The 20,906-nt window shown below is 63.5% G+C and carries 15 protein-coding genes and 1 pseudogene; 7 read left to right on the plus strand and 9 right to left on the minus strand.

Annotated elements, in window-relative coordinates:
- From carB to PSV33_RS07340, 3 genes and pseudogenes are all read left to right on the plus strand, one after another.
- Positions 1 to 930: pseudogene (gene carB, locus PSV33_RS07330) on the plus strand (carbamoyl phosphate synthase large subunit); the annotation flags it as partial.
- 119 nt (positions 931 to 1,049) lie between these two features.
- Positions 1,050 to 1,526: a transcription elongation factor GreA gene (gene greA / locus PSV33_RS07335; protein ID WP_293592237.1), complete on the plus strand. Its 477-nt coding sequence runs from the start codon at positions 1,050 to 1,052 to the stop codon at positions 1,524 to 1,526.
- Positions 1,527 to 1,632: 106 nt separating this feature from the next.
- On the plus strand, positions 1,633 to 2,073 hold the full coding sequence (locus PSV33_RS07340; protein ID WP_300560272.1) for a DUF4149 domain-containing protein: 441 nt from the start codon (positions 1,633 to 1,635) through the stop codon (positions 2,071 to 2,073).
- A 167-nt stretch (positions 2,074 to 2,240) separates the two neighbouring features.
- On the opposite strand, the gene folD is transcribed toward PSV33_RS07340, so the two are convergent.
- The 3 genes from folD to PSV33_RS07355 form a co-directional block, all read right to left on the minus strand.
- A complete protein-coding gene (gene folD, locus PSV33_RS07345; RefSeq protein WP_300560244.1) occupies positions 2,241 to 3,107 on the minus strand; it encodes a bifunctional methylenetetrahydrofolate dehydrogenase/methenyltetrahydrofolate cyclohydrolase FolD in 867 nt (288 codons plus the stop codon).
- A gap of 87 nt (positions 3,108 to 3,194) precedes the next feature.
- Positions 3,195 to 3,821, minus strand: a complete 627-nt coding sequence (locus tag PSV33_RS07350; protein ID WP_300560245.1) for a response regulator transcription factor — start codon at positions 3,819 to 3,821, stop codon at positions 3,195 to 3,197.
- A 34-nt stretch (positions 3,822 to 3,855) separates the two neighbouring features.
- On the minus strand, positions 3,856 to 6,420 hold the full coding sequence (locus tag PSV33_RS07355) for a PAS domain S-box protein (RefSeq protein WP_300560246.1): 2,565 nt from the start codon (positions 6,418 to 6,420) through the stop codon (positions 3,856 to 3,858).
- 268 nt (positions 6,421 to 6,688) lie between these two features.
- Between PSV33_RS07355 and aceE the strand changes: the two genes are divergently transcribed.
- From aceE to lpdA, 4 genes are all read left to right on the plus strand, one after another.
- On the plus strand, positions 6,689 to 9,454 hold the full coding sequence (aceE, locus tag PSV33_RS07360; RefSeq protein WP_300560248.1) for a pyruvate dehydrogenase (acetyl-transferring), homodimeric type: 2,766 nt from the start codon (positions 6,689 to 6,691) through the stop codon (positions 9,452 to 9,454).
- 62 nt (positions 9,455 to 9,516) lie between these two features.
- The gene (gene aceF / locus PSV33_RS07365) at positions 9,517 to 11,196 is read left to right on the plus strand and encodes a dihydrolipoyllysine-residue acetyltransferase (RefSeq protein WP_300560249.1); all 1,680 of its coding nucleotides are present in this window, start codon (positions 9,517 to 9,519) and stop codon (positions 11,194 to 11,196) included.
- Between the two features lie 205 nt (positions 11,197 to 11,401).
- Positions 11,402 to 11,986 (plus strand): MFS transporter, encoded by a 585-nt coding sequence (locus tag PSV33_RS07370; protein ID WP_300560250.1) that lies wholly within the window; start codon positions 11,402 to 11,404, stop codon positions 11,984 to 11,986.
- A 27-nt stretch (positions 11,987 to 12,013) separates the two neighbouring features.
- Positions 12,014 to 13,849 (plus strand): dihydrolipoyl dehydrogenase, encoded by a 1,836-nt coding sequence (lpdA, locus tag PSV33_RS07375; protein ID WP_300560251.1) that lies wholly within the window; start codon positions 12,014 to 12,016, stop codon positions 13,847 to 13,849.
- Positions 13,850 to 14,002: 153 nt separating this feature from the next.
- Here lpdA and PSV33_RS07380 read toward each other — a convergent pair whose 3' ends face one another.
- Genes PSV33_RS07380 through PSV33_RS07405 form a run of 6 tightly spaced genes read right to left on the minus strand, consistent with a single transcriptional unit; the run spans position 14,003 to position 20,862 of the window.
- Positions 14,003 to 14,635 carry a nitrous oxide reductase accessory protein NosL gene (locus PSV33_RS07380; protein ID WP_300560252.1) on the minus strand — a complete coding sequence of 211 codons (633 nt, stop codon included), beginning with the start codon at positions 14,633 to 14,635 and terminating at the stop codon, positions 14,003 to 14,005.
- A gap of 2 nt (positions 14,636 to 14,637) precedes the next feature.
- Positions 14,638 to 15,210: a nitrous oxide reductase accessory protein NosL gene (locus PSV33_RS07385; protein ID WP_300560253.1), complete on the minus strand. Its 573-nt coding sequence runs from the start codon at positions 15,208 to 15,210 to the stop codon at positions 14,638 to 14,640.
- Positions 15,207 to 16,022 carry an ABC transporter permease subunit gene (locus tag PSV33_RS07390; RefSeq protein ID WP_300560255.1) on the minus strand — a complete coding sequence of 272 codons (816 nt, stop codon included), beginning with the start codon at positions 16,020 to 16,022 and terminating at the stop codon, positions 15,207 to 15,209. Before PSV33_RS07390 ends, PSV33_RS07385 begins: the two co-directional genes overlap by 4 nt.
- Positions 16,023 to 16,032: 10 nt before the next feature.
- Complete coding sequence (locus PSV33_RS07395; RefSeq protein ID WP_300560257.1) at positions 16,033 to 16,980, minus strand: ABC transporter ATP-binding protein; 948 nt, start codon at positions 16,978 to 16,980, stop codon at positions 16,033 to 16,035.
- Entirely contained in the window at positions 16,955 to 18,232 is a 1,278-nt protein-coding gene (locus tag PSV33_RS07400) for a nitrous oxide reductase family maturation protein NosD (protein WP_300560258.1), read from the minus strand. Before PSV33_RS07400 ends, PSV33_RS07395 begins: the two co-directional genes overlap by 26 nt.
- Complete coding sequence (locus PSV33_RS07405) at positions 18,229 to 20,862, minus strand: NosR/NirI family protein (protein ID WP_300560259.1); 2,634 nt, start codon at positions 20,860 to 20,862, stop codon at positions 18,229 to 18,231. The genes PSV33_RS07400 and PSV33_RS07405 overlap by 4 nt, the downstream gene beginning before the upstream one ends.
- Positions 20,863 to 20,906 lie beyond the last annotated feature (44 nt).

The raw sequence follows: 20,906 nt of genomic DNA on the forward strand, positions 1-20,906 counted from the left end.
GAAGGCGTGACCTTCATCGGCGGCGTGATGGAACACATCGAGCAGGCCGGCGTGCACAGCGGCGACTCGGCCTGTTCGCTGCCGCCGTATTCGCTGAGCGCGGAAACGGTGACCGAGATCAAGCGCCAGACCGCCGCCATGGCCCGGGCCCTGAACGTGGTGGGTCTCATGAACGTGCAGTTCGCGATCCAGCATGTGGATGGCAAGGACGTGATCTACGTTCTGGAAGTGAATCCGCGCGCATCCCGTACCGTGCCCTTCGTCAGCAAGGCCACCGGCATCCAGCTGGCCAAAGTCGCGGCGCGCTGCATGGTGGGGCAGTCGCTGGCCTCGCAAGGCATCAGCAAGGAGGTGACGCCGCCTTATTTCAGCGTCAAGGAAGCGGTGTTCCCCTTCGTCAAGTTTCCCGGCGTGGACACCATTCTCGGCCCCGAGATGAAGTCCACCGGCGAGGTGATGGGCGTCGGCAAGACCTTTGGCGAGGCCTTTGTGAAGTCGCAGCTGGGTGCCGGCACCAAACTGCCGACCTCCGGCAAGGTGTTCATGACCGTCAAGAACAACGACAAGCCGCGCGCCGTGGAAGTGGCGCGTGCGCTGGCGGCGCTCAAGTTCGAGATCGTCGCCACCAAGGGCACGGCCGCTGCCATCAATGCGGCCGGCATCCCTTGTGGCGTGGTCAACAAGGTCACCGAGGGCCGGCCGCACGTGGTGGACATGATCAAGAACAACGAGATTGCGCTGGTCATCAACACGGTGGAAGAGCGCCGCAATGCGATTGCCGACTCGCGGCAGATCCGCACCTCGGCGCTGCTGGCCCGGGTCACCACCTACACCACCATCGCCGGCGCCGAAGCGGCGGTGGAGGGCATGAAATACCTGGACAACCTGACGGTATATTCGGTCCAGGAACTGCATGCCCAGCTGGCCTGAGCTCGGGACAACTACCGAGCCCGCGCCTGGGCATTTGCATTAAACTCGTATCAAGACAACATGTGATGACGCCGCCGCCAGGTGACTGGTGGCGGTTTCGCTTTTGGAGGACTCAAACCATGGCAACCATTCCGATTACAAAAAAGGGCGCGGAGAAGCTCAAGGCCGAACTGCACCAGCTCAAGACCGTGGATCGCCCCTGGGTGATCAACTCGATTTCCGAAGCGCGGGCCCAGGGCGATCTCAGCGAAAACGCCGAGTACGACGCCGCCAAGGACCGCCAGGGCTTCATCGAAGGCCGCATCCAGGAAATTGAAGGCAAGCTGTCGGCCGCGCAGATCATCGATCCGTCCGAGGTGGATGCCGGCGGCAAGGTGGTGTTCGGCTCCACCATCGAGCTGCAGGACGAGGACTCCGGTGACAAGGTGACCTACCAGATCGTCGGCGAGGACGAGGCCGACATCAAGCTGGGCCTGGTCAACATCAGCTCGCCGATTGCCCGTGCGCTGATCGGCAAGGACGAGGGCGACACCGCGGAGGTGCAGGCGCCCGGCGGCATCAAACGTTATGAAATCATTGCGGTGATGTATATCTGATGCCCCCACGGTCGCTCACTGCGTGTAGCTTCCTGCCTCCCGAGGGGGCCGTCGCTTGCTCGGGGCGGCCCTTCGCGGCGCGGTGGTGGTTTCCCTCGACTCCATCATGAAGGCGCGACGCATCAGCATCCTGCTGGCCGCCCTGTGGTGGGGCAGCCTGAGCACGCTGGGTTTTCTGGTGGTGCCCCTGCTGTTCATGCACATGCCCAGCCCGGCGGCGGCCGGCGCCATGGCCGCCAAACTGTTCACCGCCCAAACCTGGCTGAGTATTGCCTGCGCCTTTTTCCTGCTGCTGTTTCTCAAGGGAAAAGAAGCTGTAGCCCTTTCGCCGTCGGCGCAGGCTGCTATGAAATATGTAGTGGCCGGGCTGCTGCTGGCGGTGCTTGTCGAATTCGGCGTGGCGCCTAACATCGTCAACGCCCGCGCCGACGGCGGCAACCTCAAGTTCTGGCACGGCCTGGGCAGCGCCATGTACCTGGCGCAATGGCTGGCAGCAGGCTGGACGCTTTGGTGCCTGAGCCGTTCGACGACGGCTGGCGCCGCGTAGCCAGCGGCGTACTGTTTTCTTTACAGGCAGGGGCCGCGGATCTGGCTTTGCCAGTCCGCCGGCGCAGCGCCCCCTCGGGGGGCAGAGAGCTACGCGCAGCGAGCGAACGTGGGGGCAGTCCAGCTGCGACCGCGGATCTGGCTGTGCCAGTCCGCCGGCGCAGGGACCTACGCGGAGTGAGCGACCGTGGGGGCCATCTCCGCCGCCTCGAGGGTATTGACCAGCAACATCGTGATGGTCATCGGGCCCACACCGCCCGGCACGGGGGTGATCCAGCCGGCGACTTCCTTCACGCCGTCGAAATCCACGTCGCCGCAGAGCTTGCCTTCGTCATTGCGGTTCATGCCGACGTCAATCACCACCGCGCCAGGTTTGACCATGTCGGCCGTCAGCACATTGCGCTTGCCCACGGCGGCGACCACCACGTCGGCCTGAAGCGTCATCGCCTTGAGGTTTTGAGTGCCGCTGTGGCAGACCGTGACCGTGGCATTTTTTTGCAGCAGCATCAAGGCCATCGGTTTGCCGACGATGTTGCTGCGGCCTATCACCACCGCATGTTTGCCCTTCAGGTCGTAGCCGATGCTCTCGAGCATCTTCATGCAGCCGTAAGGGGTGCAGGGCCAGAAGCCGGGCTGGCCGACCATCAGGGCGCCGGCGCTGGCCACGTGGAACCCATCGACGTCCTTGGCGGGTGAAATCGCCTCGATCACCTTGTGCGCATCAATGTGGGCGGGCAGGGGTAGCTGGACCAGGATGCCGTGGATGGCCGGGTCGCGGTTCAGGGCCTCCACGCGTGCCAGCAGTTCGGCTTCGCCCAGCGTGGCCGGGTAACGCTCCAGCACCGAATGCAGGCCGCTGTCCTCGCAGGCCTTGACCTTGTTGCGCACATACACCTGGCTGGCCGGATTCTCGCCGACCAGTATCACTGCCAGGCCTGGCACCACACCGCGCGCGCGCAGCGCGGCGGCGCGTAGCGCGACGTCGGCGCGCAGTTGTCTGGACAGGGCGATGCCATCAATGATGTGAGCGGTCATGGTTTCTGGTTTTCAAGTAAAAACGCCCGCCAGTCCTTGAACCACGGGCGCTGTCAGCTATAAAAAAAATAGCAGTGAATTTACTGCTCAGGCCTTGGGTGCGCTGGAACCCAGGGCGATTTTCAGCAGATCGGCCACTGTGTTGGCATTGAGCTTTTCCATGATGTTGGCGCGGTGCGCCTCCACCGTCTTGATGCTGATGCCCAGATCGTCGGCGATCTGCTTGTTCAGGCGGCCGGCCACGATGCGTTCGAGCACCTGGGCTTCGCGCGAGGTGAGCTTGGCCAGCAGGGCGTCGCGGCTGGCGGACTGCTGGTGTTCGCTGAAGGCTTCCTTGGCCTGGTCCAGCATGCGTTCGACCAGGCTGACCAGGGCTTCTTCCTGGAAGGGCTTCTGGATGAAGTCCATCGCCCCTTTTTTCATGGTGTCGACCGCCATGGGCACGTCGCCGTGGCCGGTGATGAAGACGATGGGCAGGGGTGACTTGCGTTCGACCAGGCGGTCCTGTAGCTCCAGGCCAGTCATGCCGCCCATGCGGATGTCGACGATCAGGCAGGCGACCTCGCGCGGGTCGTAGCGGCTCAGAAAGGTTTCCGCAGAGTCGTAACAGCGAACGCGGTAGTCCTTGCCTTCAAGCAGCCACTGGAGCGAGTCGCGCACACCCTCGTCGTCATCGACGACATAGACGGTACCTTTTTTCGGAATCAAGCTCATGCCAGACCTTTACGTAAACGGTTTCAGAACCCTGTCAGGACATGCCCGTCGGTGCGACGGGCGCTTCTGCGGCAGCCGGAGCCGGCGAGAGCAGGGGTGTCACGGGAATCCAGAAGGTAAACCGGCACCCCACCACCTCGTCGCCATTGTAGAGGTTCTCGGCCTGCATTCTGCCCTGGTGCGACTCCACAATGCTGCGGCACAGCTTCAGCCCGATGCCCATGCCTTCGGCCTTGGTCGAGTAGAAGGCTTCGTAGAGCCGGCCCATGACTTCGGGCGACAGGCCCTTGCCCGAATCCAGCACCGAGAACTCGATCACGTTCTGCTCGTTGATGGTCTTGGGCACCACGCGCAACTCCACACTGCGCCGCGCAGTGGGGCGCTGCGCCTGCGCGATCGACTCGGCACCGTTTTTCATCAGGTTGATCAGCACCTGCTCGATCAGGATGGGGTCCACCATCACCGGCGGCAGGCGCGCCGCGATGTAGTGGCTGAGCCGCACGTTGTGGCGGCGCAGTTCGATGTCGGCCAGCTCCATCGCATTGCTGACCATGGTGGCCACGTCGGCCGGGCTTCGGTTCGGTTCACTGCGTTTGACGAAGGAACGTATGCGCTGGATGATCTGGCCGGCGCGATGCGCCTGCCTGGCGGTTTTTTCCAGCGCCACCAGCAGGTCCTCGTTGTTGATCTGCTGTCCCTTGATGCGCGAAACCATGCCGTTGCAATAGTTGTTGATGGCGGTCAGCGGCTGGTTGAGTTCGTGGGCGACGCTCGACGCCATCTCGCCCATGGTGATCAGGCGGCTGGCCGCCTGGGCCCGCTCGGCCTGCAGTGCGGCCTGCGCTTCGGCATGGCGGCGCGGCGTGATGTCGGTGGCAATCACCATCTGCGCGAGGCGACCGTCCACCCAGGTCAGGTAGCGCGAGCGCACCTCCAGCCATTTGCCGAGCTCGGGCACAAAAATCTCGGCGTTCTCGGTCTGGGCCGCAGTGAGGGTGTCGGTCGGAAAGCCCGCCAGGCCGTCCACCGCGTCCAGGGTGTCGTCCGTCGGCGCCACCGCCGGAACGCCGGCCTGCGCAATCAGGTTCATGTGGCCGGCGACTTCGCCGCCGAACCAGGCGCGGTAGAGCTTGTTGGCAAACAGCAGCTCTTCGCTGCCCAGCGGCGCCACCGACACCGCTGCGTCCAGCCCTTCGAGCACCGTGGTGAAGCGTTCGTACGACGCGGACAGCTCCTCGCGGATGCGATTGGGTTCGGTGATGTCGGTCATCGACGTCATCCAGCCGGTTTGCTGACCGCGCGGGTCGATCAGCGGCGAGGTGTACATCCTGGCGTCAAACAGCGCGCCATCCTTGCGCTTGACGCGTACGTGGAAGCCGCCGGGAATGGTGCGGCCGTGCAACTCATCATCAAGCCGGGCCGCCAGGATCTCTCGGTCCTGGTCCGGCCAGTAAGGAAAGGGTGCAGTCCTGCCCACCAGCTCACCTTCGCTCCAGCCCGTCATCTGGCAAAAGGCGGGGTTGACGTAGGTGATGCGCCCCTGCAGGTCCAGCGCGCGCATGCCGGTCAGCATGGAGTTTTCCATGGCGCGGCGGAAGTTGGTCTCCGAGATCAGCGCTTCCTGCGCCTGTACGCGCCGGCGCGTGTGGCGCCAGGTGCCCAGCAGCATCCAGACGGTGAGCGCGCTCAGGGCACTGACGAGCCAGAAGAAACCGCTGCCGACCACCCCCAGCGAGGCCCGGTAGCCCTGGGCCTTGATCAGCAGGCCGTTGCCGACCGGTGACACCGGGATTTCGTACTCCTGCGCCTCGTCGGACATCGGCAGCAGCTTGGCCGCCGTGTTTCTGGGCGGGGGCAGGTTGCCGGCCAGCACCTTGCCCTGGTCGTCGAGCAGGGCCACCGCATATTTGGCGGTCACTTCGTTGGGCACGCCAAAGCGCAGCAGGCCGTCGATGGAGTATTCGCCCATGATGACGCCGTCGAACTTGCCCTGGTCGTCGAGCGGCACCTGCAGCTGCAGGCTGGGAGCGTTGTAGCTCGCATCATCCTTGACGGTCAGCGGGCGCGAATAGACCGGTTGCCGCAAATCGCGCGCCAGCCCGAAGGTGCTTTCGGTTTCCCCGCGTTTGAGCTGTTCACCGGGCGCCTGCTGCTGTGACGCATTGGCGCTCGGCGAAACATAGGAAGAGCGGACCCGGCGGCGCGCGTCAATCCAGGTCACGGCCAGCAGTTCGGGGTACTGGTTGACCAGCGATTCGGCCTGCGAAATGAACTCCGCGCTGTCCACGTCCTTGTTGGACACGTCGCGCCCCAGCCGCATCAGCTGCTCCTGGCGCTCCAGCAGGCGCAGCCGCAGCCGTTGCTGCGCGTATTCCACATCGCGCTTGACGGCCTGCTGCTCGCGGTCGATTTCCTCGATGCGCAGGTAGGCAAATGCGGCAATCACCGCAGCCAGGAAAAGCATCACCGCCAGCAAAGGGCCGAGCGTGACAAAGCGGTCCTGGCGGGTCGGCGATTGTTTGCGCCACCAGCGGCGCCAGCGGGTCAGCGGCGCGCTGCCCGCAGGGGCGTCAAAAGTGGAGGGGGTGGGCTCGTTCATGGCGGGATGTCGAGTTTACGGGACTTCCCCCTGCGACCGCGGCTCACCCACTCCATGGCGAGGGGGCGGGTTGCGGGGCTGCGCTTGCAAGTTTGCCGGGCCTGCCTGTCCCCGGGTATAAAATATCATAATACGAAAACAAGAAGCACTATTTGAAAAATCTGAATAATTGTGGGAAACTGCAGCCTGGAATCCAAATTGCGTTAACGTGATGTTGACGTCACCAAATCAACAGCTAGGAATCTAGCGCCCAGCAGGAGACAAAACCATGGCTGCAAATCCGGAACAGGCACGTGCCGATACATTGGGCAAGGCTGCCAACGAGGTCCAGGACAAGGACGCCCAGGAGACCCGCGAATGGATTGACGCGCTGAGTGCCGTCATTGCCAACAGCCCGAGCAACGACGAGGGCCGCGCACGGGCCCACTTCCTGCTGGAGCAGTTGCTGGAGCAGGCGCGCCAGGAGGGCATCGACACGCCGTTCTCCGCCACCACCGGATATGTCAACACCATCGAACCCAGCGACGAGGTGCCTTCTCCCGGCAACCTCCTGATCGAGCAGCGCCTGCGCGCCTACATGCGCTGGAACGCGATGGCCATGGTCGTCAAGGCCAACCGCCTGCACCCGGCTGACGGTGGCGACCTGGGCGGCCACATTGGCTCGTTCGCATCGCTGGCCAGCCTGTTCGGCGCCGGCTTCAACCATTTCTGGCACGCCGAGAGCGCCGAACCCGGCAAGGAGCACGGCGGCGACTGCCTCTACATCCAGGGCCATGTGTCGCCGGGTGTGTATGCCCGCGCCTACCTGGAAGGGCGGCTGACCGAAGAGCAGTTGCTGAACTTCCGCCAGGAGGTCGATGGGAAAGGCCTGTCGAGTTATCCGCACCCCAAGCTGATGCCCCAGTTCTGGCAGTTTCCCACCGTCTCCATGGGCCTGGGCCCGCTGATGGCGATTTACCAGGCGCGTTTCCTCAAGTACCTGCATGCCCGCGGCATTGCCAACACCGAGAACCGCAAGGTCTGGGTGTTCTGCGGCGACGGCGAGATGGATGAGGTCGAGTCGCTGGGCGCCATCAGCCTGGCCGCACGCGAGAACCTCGACAACCTCATCTTTGTCATCAACTGCAATTTGCAGCGCCTGGACGGCCCGGTGCGCGGCAACGGCAAGATCATCCAGGAGCTCGAGGGCGAGTTCCGCGGTTCGGGCTGGAACGTGATCAAGCTGATCTGGGGCAGCAACTGGGATCCGCTGCTGGCGCGCGACAAGAACGGCGCGCTGCGCAAGGTCATGATGGACACGCCCGACGGCGACTATCAGGCCATGAAGGCCAACGACGGTGCCTATGTGCGCAAGCATTTCTTCGGCCAGAACCCCGAAACGCTGGAGATGGTCTCCAAGATGAGCGACGAGGAAGTCTTCGACCTGCGCCGCGGCGGCCACGATTCGAAAAAAGTCTATGCGGCGTTTCACAAGGCGGTCAACCACACCGGCCAGCCGACCGTGCTGCTGATCAAGACCGTCAAGGGTTTTGGCATGGGCAAGATCGGCGAAGGCAAGAACAACGTCCACCAGACCAAGAAGCTGTCCGACGAGGACATCAAGGCCTTCCGCGACCGCTTCAACATCCCGATTCCCGACAGCCAGCTGGCGGACGTCCCGTTCTACAAGCCGGCCGACGACACGCCTGAAATGAAGTACCTGCACGAGCGCCGCAAGGCCCTCGGCGGCTACCTGCCGCACCGCCGGACCAAGGCCGACGAGAGCTTCACGGCGCCGTCGCTGGAGACCTTCAAGTCGGTGATCGAGCCGACGCCGGAAGGCCGCGAAATTTCCACCACCCAGGCCTATGTGCGTTTTCTCACGCAGTTGCTGCGCGACCAGGCGCTGGGCGCGCGCGTGGTGCCCATCCTGGTGGATGAAGCCCGCACGTTCGGCATGGAAGGGCTGTTCCGCCAGATCGGTATCTACAACCCGGCAGGCCAGAAGTACACCCCGGTCGATAAAGACCAGGTGATGTATTACAAGGAAGACAAAAAGGGCCAGATCCTGCAGGAAGGCATCAACGAGGCCGGCGGCATGAGCAGCTGGATCGCCGCTGCCACCTCCTACAGCACGAACAACCGGATCATGATCCCGTTCTACGTGTATTACTCGATGTTCGGCTTCCAGCGCGTCGGCGACCTGGCCTGGGCCGCGGGCGACATGCAGGCGCGTGGTTTCCTGCTGGGCGGCACCTCCGGCCGCACCACGCTCAACGGCGAAGGTCTGCAGCACGAGGACGGCCACAGCCACATCCTGGCCGGCACCATTCCGAACTGCGTCAGCTACGACCCAACCTATGCCCATGAAGTGGCGGTGATCATGCAGGACGGCCTCAGGCGCATGGTCGAGCGCCAGGAAAACGTTTTCTACTACATCACGCTGCTCAACGAAAACTACGCGATGCCGGGCCTGACACCAGGCACCGAGGCGCAGATCGTCAAGGGCATGTACCTGCTCAAGGAGGGTGGCCACACGGCGGGCAAGGACCAGCCGCGCGTGCAGTTGCTGGGCTCCGGCACCATCCTGCGCGAGTCCATCGCAGCCCAGGAACTGCTGGAAAAAGACTGGGGCGTCGCCGCCAACGTCTGGAGCTGCCCGAGCTTCAACGAACTCACGCGTGACGGCCAGGACGCCGAGCGCTGGAACCTGTTGCATCCGCTGGACACGCCGCGTGTTCCCTTCGTGAGCCAGCAGCTCGAGAAACACGCGGGGCCGGTGGTTGCCTCGACCGACTACATGAAGGCCTATGCCGAGCAGATCCGTTCCTTCATTCCGCGCGGCCGTACCTACAAGGTGCTGGGCACCGACGGTTTTGGCCGCAGCGATTTCCGCAGCAAGCTGCGCGAGCACTTCGAGATCAACCGCCATTACATCGTGATTGCCGCGCTGAAGGCGCTCAGCGAAGAAGGTACCGTACCGGTGGCCAAGGTCGCCGAGGCCATCAAGAAGTACGGCATCCATGCCGACAAGGTCAACCCGCTTTACGCCTGATCGGGCCTGGTCCCGCCTGATCAGCACGCGCAAAAAAACACGGACGAACTGGAGACAAGAACATGGCATTGGTAGACATACAGGTTCCCGACATCGGGGACTTTGACGAAGTAACAGTCATCGAGCTGCTGGTCAAGCCGGGTGACACCGTCAAGGCGGAGCAGTCGCTGATCACGGTCGAATCGGACAAGGCTTCGATGGAAATTCCCTCCAGCCAGTCCGGCGTGGTCAAGGAAGTCCGGGTCAAGCTGGGCGACAAGGTCAAGCAGGGCTCGGTCGTGCTGGTGCTCGAAGGCGAGGGCGCGGCTACAACCGCTGCGCCTGCTGCAGCGCCAGTTTCCGAACAAAATGAGGCTCCAGCCCAGGCTGCACCTGCGCCGGCAGCTCCTGTTTCAGTAGCATCCGCGGCCGCCCCGGCTGCGGCCGCCGGCCCGGTCGAGGTCCGTGTGCCGGACATCGGCGACTTCAAGGACGTGGCCGTCATCGAGGTGCTGGTCAAGGTTGGCGACACGGTCAAGGCCGAGCAGTCGCTGGTGACCGTGGAGTCCGACAAGGCCTCGATGGAGATTCCGTCGTCGGTGGCGGGCGTGATCCGGGAGCTCAAGGTCAAGCTCGGCGACAAGATCAACATTGGCGACCTGCTCGCGATTCTCGAAGGCACCTCGGCACCGGCAGCCGCTGCGGCACCCGCGCCGGCGCCGGCACCTGCTGCTGCGGCTGCGGCTGCGGCTGCAGCACCCGCTGCCAGCCGGACCAGCGCACCGGCGCCAGTGGCCGTGCCGGCACACGAACCGTCGGTACCCACCGGCAACCTGCCGCATGCCTCGCCGTCTGTGCGCAAATTTGCGCGCGAACTCGGCGTTCCCCTCGGTGAGGTCAAGGGCAGCGGCCCCAAAGGCCGCATCACGCTGGACGATGTCCAGGGCTTCACCAAAGCGGTGATGGCCGGCGAAGCACGCACCCAGGCGCAGGCGGCCAAGGCGCCTGCAGCATCGGGCGGCGGCGCAGGTCTGGACCTGCTGCCCTGGCCCAAGGTGGACTTCACGAAGTTCGGCCCGGTCGAGCGCAAGGACATGTCCCGCATCAAGAAGATCAGCGGCGCCAACCTGCACCGCAACTGGGTCATGATTCCGCACGTCTGCAACCACGACGATGCGGACATCACCGAGCTGGAAGCCTTCCGCGTGCTGATGAACAAGGAAAACGAGAAGGCCGGCATCAAGATCACCATGCTGGCTTTCCTGATCAAGGCCTCGGTGGCGGCGCTGAAGAAGTTTCCCGAGTTCAATGCCTCGCTGGACGGCGACCAGCTGGTGCTCAAGCAGTACTACAACGTGGCGTTTGCCGCCGACACGCCCAACGGCCTGGTTGTGCCCGTCATCAAGGACGCCGACAAGAAGGGCGTGGTGCAGATCTCGCAGGAGATGGGCGAGCTGGCGAAAAAAGCGCGCGACGGCAAACTCAGCCCGGCCGACATGCAGGGCGCGTGTTTCACCATCTCGTCGCTCGGCGGCATTGGCGGGCGTTATTTCACGCCCATCATCAACGCGCCGGAAGTTGCCATCCTCGGCGTCTGCAAGTCGAGCATCGCGCCGGTGTGGGACGGCCAGGCCTTCCAGCCGCGCCTGATGCTGCCGCTGTCCCTGAGCTGGGACCACCGCGTCATTGACGGCGCTTCGGCCGCTCGTTTCAACGCCTACCTGGGCCAGATCCTGGGTGACTTCCGTCGGGTTCTGCTTTGACCCCCACGCTTGTCGCTTCGCGTACTGCGCGAGGCCTTGCAGGCCGCCGCTCGCCAGAGGCTTCGCTTCTGTCGCCTGTCCAAACCTGCTCAAGCAGCTTTGGAGCCGCATGCTCCAGCCCCTCGGGGGCGCTGCGCCGGCGGCCCGGCAAAGCCGCCTCCGTGGCCCCGGTTGGCAAAGAGCGTGCCCCCGCGCTGCGGCCGCTATGACCACGCTGGTTGCTGTCAGGAAAGCCGGGCAGGCGGTGATTGCCACCGATGCGCTGATCACCTTCGGCGATACGCGCCTGGGCAGCCGCTTCGAGGCCAACGAGAAAATTTTCAGGGTCGAGACACCGGCCGGCGGCAGCTACATCGGCATGGCCGGCACGGCGGCGCATTTTCCGGTGCTGCGCAAGGCCATGGCGGCACTGCCCAAGGACCAGCTCCGGCTGGGTAGCAAGGACGAGGTGTTCGACACCTTCCACAAGCTGCATCCTGTGCTGAAAGACACCTTTTTCCTGCAGACCAAGGAAGACGACAACGACCCTTACGAGTCCAGCCAGTTCAGCGCGCTGATTGCCAACGCCAGCGGCATCTATGGGCTCTACAGCTACCGTGAGGTGTTCGAGTTCAAGGAGTTCTGGGCCATCGGTTCGGGGCGCAGCTTCGCACTGGGGGCCATGCATGCCACCTGGAGCAAGGCGAAAACCGCGCGCGAAGTGGCCTTGGCCGGCGTACACGCGGGCTGCGAGTTCGACAAGAACTCCGGTGGCCCGGTGGAACTGTTCACCGTCAAGCTGAAAAAGTAAGCCGATCATCAAGCGGAGACAAGAGACATGGCATTGATAGACATTACCGTTCCCGACATCGGGGACTTCGACGAGGTCACTGTGATCGAACTGCTGGTCAAGCCCGGCGACAGCATCGCGGCCGACCAGAGCCTGCTGACCGTGGAAAGCGACAAGGCCTCGATGGAAATTCCATCCAGCCACGCCGGTGTCGTGAAGGAGCTCAAGGTCCAACTGGGCGACAAGGTCAAGCAAGGGACGGTCGTGCTGACGCTGGACTCAGCAGGCGCCGCCGCCCCCGTTTTAGAGAAAAAACAGGCGCCAGCCCCCACTGCGCCTGCGCCGGCAGCTCCTGAAAAAGTAGCAACGCCAGCCCCTGCAGCCGCGCCAGCCGGTGCCAGTTTTGGCGGCAAGGCCGACCTGGACTGCGACCTGCTGGTGCTGGGCGCCGGCCCCGGCGGTTACTCGGCGGCTTTCCGGGCCGCCGATCTCGGACTGAAAGTCATCATCGTCGAGCGTTACGCCACCCTGGGCGGGGTCTGCCTGAACGTCGGCTGCATCCCGTCCAAGGCCTTGCTGCATGTCGCTGCGGTGATGGACGAGGTCAAACACTTTGACAGCCTCGGCGTGAGCTTCGGTGAGCCCGTGCTCGACATCGCCAAGCTGCGCACCCACAAGGAAAAAGTCGTGGGCAAGCTGACCGGCGGCCTTGGCGCGATGGCCAAGATGCGCAAGGTCACCGTGGTTCGCGGTTATGGCGCCTTCGTCGGCACCAACCATGTGGAAGTGGAAGAAACCTCCGGTGGCGCACAGGAAAAAACCGGCAAGAAGCAGACGATTGCGTTCAAAAACTGCATCATCGCGGCCGGCTCGCAGGCGGTGCGCCTGCCCTTCATGCCGGAAGATCCGCGCGTGGTGGACTCCACCGGCGCCCTGGCGCTGAAAGAAGTGCCCAAACGCATGCTGATCCTGGGCGGCGGCATCATTGGCCTGGAGATGGGTACGGTGTACTCCACGCTGGGCGCCCGCCTCGACGTGGTGGAAATGATGGACGGCCTGATGCAGGGCGCCGACCGCGACCTCGTCAAGGTCTGGCAGAAAATGAATGCGCCGCGTTTTGACAACATCATGCTCAAGACCAAAACCGTGGGCGCCAAGGCGACGGCCAAGGGCATTGAGGTGACGTTTGAAGGCGAGGGCGCTCCGGCGCCGCAAACCTACGACCTGGTGTTGCAGGCCGTGGGCCGCACGCCGAACGGCAAGAAAATCGCCGCTGACAAGGCCGGTGTCTCAGTCACCGACCGCGGGTTCGTTCCGGTGGACATCCAGATGCGCACCAACGTGCCGCACATCTTTGCGATCGGCGACATCGTCGGCCAGCCCATGCTGGCGCACAAGGCGGTGCACGAGGGCCATGTGGCCGCTGAGGTGATTGCCGGCGAACTGCAGGGCAACAAGGAACTGGCCAGTGCTGCCTTCAACGCCCGCGTGATCCCCAGCGTGGCCTACACGGACCCTGAAATCGCCTGGGTCGGCCTCACCGAAGATCAGGCCAAGGCGCAGGGCGTCAAGGTCAAGAAGGGTCTGTTCCCGTGGAGCGCGTCCGGCCGCGCCATTGCCAACGGCCGCGACGAAGGTTTCACCAAGTTACTGTTTGATGACTCCCCGGAAGCGCACGGCCACGGCAGGATTCTGGGCGGCGGCATCGTCGGCACGCATGCCGGCGACATGATCGGCGAGATCGCGCTGGCCATTGAAATGGGCGCCGACGCCGTCGATATCGGCAAGACCATTCACCCTCACCCCACGCTGGGCGAGAGCATGGGCATGGCCGCGGAAGTGGCGCACGGCAGTTGCACCGATCTGCCACCTGCGCGCAAGTAGCGCGCTGCCGAAGGCCGGCGCCTGACGGCTGCATCCGCCTGTCGTGCGGTGCGCCGCCGCTCAGGCCTGCCATGCCAGGCTTGATTTCGGCGGGGCGAAGCCACATGACTCCCCACTACCTTTCGCTAGACTTTCTGGCGTCGCCCCCAGACCTCAGAGAGACGAGTCGTCGTGGATATGGCGCCGCTCGCCATTGAGGTTTTGCAGCAACTGCGGGCTGATCTGCCCGACCTCCAGCAACACGCCGCCGCGTGCGTTGACAAAACGCCGAGCGAGCGAGGCGCTGGAAAAAGCGGGTAGATTGCCGGCGCGCATGGGCCCGAGGGCAGACGAGCCGTTGACGTAGACCGCGTCCTTCGCACGGATCCAGGCCCCGCTGCTAGCGTCAGTCACGTAACTCGCTGCGATTTCACTGGCCTGGCGGCCACGGGTGTAGCGACCCACATCCTGAAGATAGGTGAAAAAAGAGAGCGGCGAATCGAAAAACTGTGTGTCGCCATTGTCGAAAATGACCTGCGCCGCCCACTCGGGCGCGCGCGCCGGGTACATGCCGCACACCGGGCAGCGCGCATCGGCGGGTACAGGTCGGGGCGCGTGCAGGCCCAGCCCCGAATTGGGGTCATGGGGCACGGGCGGCGCAACCACACAAATTTCATCCGTTTCAACCAGCACGGCGTTACCCGGCGACTGTGAACGCCACGGCGCCAGCAGCAGGCCACCGAGCAGCACCACAACGGCAAGGCCGGCGAAGTACAGCGGTCTGAGTGCAGGCCTGTGCAGCATCATGGCTACATCTTGCTGTCATGCAGCGCGCCGCCGCTCAGGTCCACCATCCCGGGTTTGACCTCGTCATAACGCAGCAGCCTGCCGCCCCATTGTTCGACGAATTTCCTGGCATCAGCCTCCTGGGCGAAGCTGCCGATGGTCGGCCCCATCGAGCCATGGCGCTTGCTGCCCAGCACATAGAAGCCGCTTTTGGCGTCGATCCAGTTACCACGTGGCTGGTTCCAGTCGGCTTTGCCCATGTCCTGCACGTACACCGCCGCCACTTTACGTACCTGTTCGGGCCGCAGCAGTGTGTTGAACAGCTCCACGGTATCGCAGAAGAAGACTGGCGCTTCCTGGCCGGCGTAGCGGATCTGCGCCTTGGGGCCGGGGTAGTCGGCCAGCAGCATGCCATCCAGCTCGCAGGAGGTGGCAGCGTCGATCTCTACAGGCCCCGGCGTCCCCGCGCCGCCTGAGCGCTCGCCGCATCCGGCAAGTGCCGTCAGGGCGGTCAGCGCGACCAGACCGAGCAATTGGCGGCGTCCGCCGCAGGCATCGCCGCCGCCAGTACGGCGGCAGGAACATGTGTACTTCATGGTTTGAATCTCCAGTTTGCCAGGGCCATCGGCACAACAATCCACGCCACCATGACCGAGCCCATCAGCCAGGGCCTGGCCAAGGCGGGTGGCACGATGCTGGCCAGGCCATACAGGGTGCGAACATCTTCGAGTGAAAACACGTTGAGGATGCGAAACACATCCGCCGGATTCAACAGCAACAAATAGGCGAAGGCGTCACCACCGTAGGCGCCGCCTGTGGCCACCAGTCCGCCCAACAGCAGCAGGTCAAATACCAGCACAAAGAAGAACCACATCGCAATCGCGAGGCCAGAAGCGCGCGTGCGCTCCCGCGCGATCACCGATATCAATACCGCCAGACTCAGAAATGCCAGGCCCAGCAGCACCGAACTGACCATGAAGCCCACGTAGTGGTGCAAGCCCGCCCAGCCATACTGCTTGAACAGCAGCAGTGCCACCAGGCCAAAGCCCGCCAAGGTGGAGAGCGTCAGGGCCGCGGCCAGACCCAGGTATTTGCCGAGCAGCACTTCGAGGCGCGTGACGGGAAGGGCCAGCAGCAGGTCCAGCGAGCCGCGCTCGCGCTCGCCCACCACGGCGTCAAAGCCCAGCAGCAAAGCGATCAGCGGGATCAGATAGATCACCAGGCTGACCAGGCTGGCGATGGTGAACTCGATGGAGCGCAGGCCCACCTGGCCCTGGGCGGCGCCGCCAAAGTAGGCAATCACCAAAGAAAACACCGTAAATACCAGGGCCACCGCCAGCACCCAGCGGTTGCGCAAACGGTCGCGAAACTCTTTCGCGGCCAGGGTCAGGATTTGGGACCATTCCATTTCTTTCACCTCAATCCGAAAATCCAAAAAAAACGTCTTCCAGCGAGGGCTCACGGATGTTCAAGTCCAGCACCCTGGCACCCAGACCAGCGAGCGCCCCCAGCACCGACATCTTGGACGCACGTGGGCAGCTGATCCGCAGCCCTTCATCGGTGACCACGCTGCTCACGCCAATGAGCTGGCTCAGCGCCTGCTGGGCCAGCGCCACATCGTCCGGCGCCAGACGCAGCTCCAGGCCCAGCGGCATGTGCATCTGGTCGCGCAGGTCCTGCACGCTGCCCAGTGCCTGTATCTTGCCGGCGGCCATGATGGCGAGGCGGTCCACCCGCTCCTGCAACTCTGCCAGGATGTGCGAGGTAATGATGATGGTCACACCCGTATCGCGCAATCCGCGCAGCGTGGCGTAGAAGTCGCGTATCGCCTGCGGGTCCAGCCCGTTGGAGGGCTCATCCAGGAACAGCACCCGTGGCGCGCCCAATAGCGCCTGCGCGAAGCCCAGGCGTTGGCGCATGCCTTTGGAATACTCCCGCAGCGGCCGTTTTGCCGCATGTGACAAGCCGACGCGCGCCAGCGTCGGCTCGCATTGCGAACTGGACGCGCCCTTGAGCCGGGCGAAGAAACGCAGCGTCTCCAGCCCGCTCAGGTTGTCATACAAAACCACGTTCTCTGGCAGGTAGCCGATGTGACGCCGGGTCTTGCGGAAGTCGCGCCCCCGTACCGAAGCGCCATTCACCAGGATCTCGCCCGCGCTTGGCTCGATCAGCCCCAGCATCATTTTGAAGAGCGTGCTCTTGCCAGCGCCGTTGTGGCCGATCAGGCCAAAGATCTCGCCATGCTGCACCGTCAGGTCCACGCCGTCCACCGCGTGCAGCGCGCCGTAGTGCTTGGCGACGCCACGCACTTGAATCGCGGGACCGCCAGTGCGGGGGGGGTTACTGACCGGGATAGTGCTTGTCACGCCACTCACTCCATTGTTTGTTGTTCGGTTGCATGCGAGGTTTCGGGTCCACCACGCTGGGGACGCGCAACACCGGGAATTGTTGAGCCACCAGACGCAACGCCTGCACCGCCGGGCTGGCCAGCAGCAGTTTGATGCCTGGGTAACGCCAGGTGAGACGGTCCACCATATCGTTGGCCTCGTAGCGCACATCGCCGATGCCGTTGCCATCGCGATCCCACCCCAGGTAGTTGTCCCAGTGGTTGCCATTTTTGGCGCCCCACACCTCGTCGCGCGCACCCACATAACGCACCTGCTCGCGGTTGGCGATGAAATCATTGCCTTCGACCACGTTGCGTGTTGAGCCCGCTGCCAGGTGCACGCCCACATGGTTATCCACCACAAGGTTGTTCCTGATCGTCACGTATTCCACATCGTAGATGAAGAAGCCGCGGTTGTTGCCGGCGACGACGTTGTTTTCCACCAGCGAATCCTGCATCGTGCGCAGCATGATGCCGTGGTCCGAGTTGCCCCAGGCCCGGTTGTTGCGCACCACCTGGTCGCGCACCTCCATCAGCGCCAGGCCGCCGCGGTTGTAGTAGCTGTCATTGTCTTCCCACAGGTTGTAGTAGGAGTTCATGTAGTGCGTCCCGTAGCGGCTGTGGTGCAGCTTGTTGCCGCGGAACACGGCGTGATGCGACACGTCCACAAACAGTGCATCGCGCACGAAACTGATGTTGTTGTTCAGGATGCGCGCGCGCTGGGTGTTGTACAACTGCACGCCATTGCCGCGCTGCGAGGAGTTGTACTCGCGCTTGCCGGTGATGACGTTGGACTCGATCACCACATCGTTGGCCTTTTCTATCCACACACCAAACAGGTTGTAGCTCAGGTCGCAATGCCGTATCACGGTGCGGTGCGCGCCGGGGTAGACATAGATGCCCGCATTCTGGTCTTTCAGGCTATCGCCCGAATCGCGCACGATCAGGCCTTCGATGGTCACGTCGGGTGCCGTCACGCGCAGGGTGTCGCCTTGCTGACCGCCACTCAACGTGGGGCGGCCGATGCCGCGCAAGGTCAGAGGCTTGTCGATCAGCAGGTTGGCGCGGTAGAAGCCGCGCTGCACCTCGATCACATCCCCGGGCGCCGCGGCCCGGATGACCGCCTGCAAATCCTGCCCCGGCTGCACCGTTGCGGTTGCAGCGCCGGCAGCGTGTACCGCAACCAGACCCAGCAAGCCGACGCTTGCCAGGCGGCGTAGCGCACCCCTCATAAAATCAGCCAGCCCAGCGACTTGAGCGCAAGGAACAGGGCTGCACCGATCAACAGGTTCTTGAAGCCCACATAACTCATCATGTCCATCACGCCGGCCACGCGGTAGTGGTCGCGCCACCATGGGCCGTCTTTCACGTAGCGCCGGCCCGACAGTCGAATCAGCACTTCGTACACGCTCCAGCCAAACCACCAGCCAATGATGGCGCCCGAGGACAGGGTACCCATCGCCGTCATCACCCAGGCCACGCTGGCTGCCACGGCCAGCGAGAAACCGGCCACCTGGAGCGCACGCTGCGAGTGCCAGCCTTCGCTGCTCCAGGGCCACAGGTGGTCACGCAATTCGAGCCACAGCCACTGCAGGCCGCGCACGTTCACCTTGTGCGGCGGCAAGGCGGGGTCAGTGGGCATGCGTGGATCCGGGCCCTTGGCGGCCTTGGCACTGATCTGCTCGGTGTAGCTGGTGGCCAGGTGGATTGGTATGAAATAGCCGTTGGCACCGATCGGTGTGATCTCCAGCCCGTCTTTCTCCCGGCGCTTGCGTTCCTTGGCCAGGGGCGGGCAGCCCTTGGTGTCGGTGTACAGAATCATGCAGTCCAGGCAGTGCAGGCATTCGCGGTGGTCGATACGGCCATCGGCGTCGATAGCCTGGGCGCCACAGCCCACAGCGCAGGCCTTGCAGCTGTTGCAGTCCTGCTTGCGCTTGAGGCCAAACCAGCGGAAGGTGCTGGGCATGGCCAGGGAGGCGCCCAGAGGGCAGATGTATTTGCAGTAAGGCCGCTCGATGAAGATCGACACGCCCAGGATCGCCGCTACGAACAGGCCGTAAGGCCAGGCGCGGTTACTGATGCCTACCAGGAAAGTGGTCTTGAACGGCTCTACCTCGGCCAATTTCTCGGCCAGCCCCATGGAGAACATGGAAACCACCAGCAGGCCGAAGAAGATGGCGTATTTGAGCCACTTGAGTCGATCGTGCCATTTTTGCGGCAACTTGGTCTGGAAGCGCCCCAGGCCAATGAAGCGCGCCACCTTGTAAATGGCCTCCTGAAGCGATCCGAACGGACACATCCAGCCGCAAAACAGCCCACGTCCGAACAGAAACACCGTGACGATGATAAATATCCAGAACAGGAAGATGAACGGATCGGACAAGAACAGCGACCAGGTCCATTGAAATAGCAGCGCATGGAACCAGGTCAGCACCTGGGTGATGGAAGGCTGCGCCATGAGACCGAAACCAACGAACACGATGGAGAGCGCCCAAGCGGTGTACTTGAAGGCGTTGACCGGCCATTTGTTCTTGTGCGTCGACAGGCGTGTAAGCCGTTCACGGTACGCATAAACCACGGCGACCGCCACCAGCAGCAAGGCAAACAGCGCGATTTCAACCGCGCGCGACTTCCAGATACGCACCCAGGGTGCATCGGCCTCCACCACCTCGGGGCGGCCACCCTCGAGCATGGCGTCTGGCAACCAATAGTTGGTATCGAAACTGGTAAAACTCCTGACGCCAGTGGCGCGGTCAACGCGGTTACCCAGCAAGCTTAGCTTCCAGGGGTAAGCGTCAGAGAACGACTTGGATCGAATGATGAAAATAGCCGATTCGTTGAAACTGGGCGCACCCTCGGCTTGTACGCCGTAGAGGTTCAAATAATCGAGATCACGAAAGGTGAAGGAATCGGCACCCTGCCGCACTTGCACGCGGTCGTACAGACCGCCGCGCACAAAACCCGAGCCTTTGAACGATTCACGGCCGGCGGTGCGGATAATGAAAATGGCGTGCTCACCCTCCTTGAGTTGGAGCTTGAGGTTCTCCCAGCCCGTGGCACCGAGAATGCTCTTGCCGATGTCGGGGTGGTTCAGGCCACCGAACCACAGCTCGATAAAAGGATCCGGGCTGCGATCCTGGCCGAGTTGTTCGGGCATGACGCGCAGATGCTCCACAGCGCCGCGCGCCACCAGTTCATTCCAGGCGAGGGGTGCACCCGTTGCCTTGTAGTGTGCCGGCTGGCGTACCGTCGGCGCAAGGATGCCGACCTGCCGCGCCACTGCCGAGCCAGAGGCCATCATGACCTGGTTCTGTGCAATGACCGTGACCGTGGCGCCCGAGATGGCATCCAGTCCGACCACCCCCTCGTCTGGGCGCGACTGACCGATTTCGATCTTGTCGGCAATCGACTTGCCGAGGTACTGGGCGATGAACTTGAGCAGTGCCGACTCGGGAATGCCGAGCAGCAGGATCGGCTCGGAGTGCTTGAGCACCTTGACGCCAACGAAGTGGCCGGTCTTGTCCATGCCGATCAGCGTGACCACAGGTTTTCCTGAGTAGGCGGGCGTGTCGGTGATGTCGGTCGAGAGCATCACATAGCCAAGCAGTTGGCGGCCTTCGTCGGCCTTGTCGTAGGCCTCTACATAAGGTGGCTGGCCCTTGCGCTCAGAAAAATGGGTGGCACCCGGAAATACGTCCTTGCAGGGCAGCAGGGCGCACATGTCCTTGGCCGTCGCGAGGTCGGCCGGAAGTTCGGCTTCGTAGGTACCTGACGCCGCAAGCGCTCCTGGAGAAAGTACCGCCAGTGCAAGGGTGAGCGCGAACCAGAGAGTCGACAGGAGGCGAAATTTCGATAGCAACATGGGATATCCACACGAGACAAAGGGCAACGCCGTCCGGTGACCGC

The organism is Polaromonas sp. (assembly GCF_029945895.1).
Lineage (GTDB): Bacteria > Pseudomonadota > Gammaproteobacteria > Burkholderiales > Burkholderiaceae_C > Polaromonas.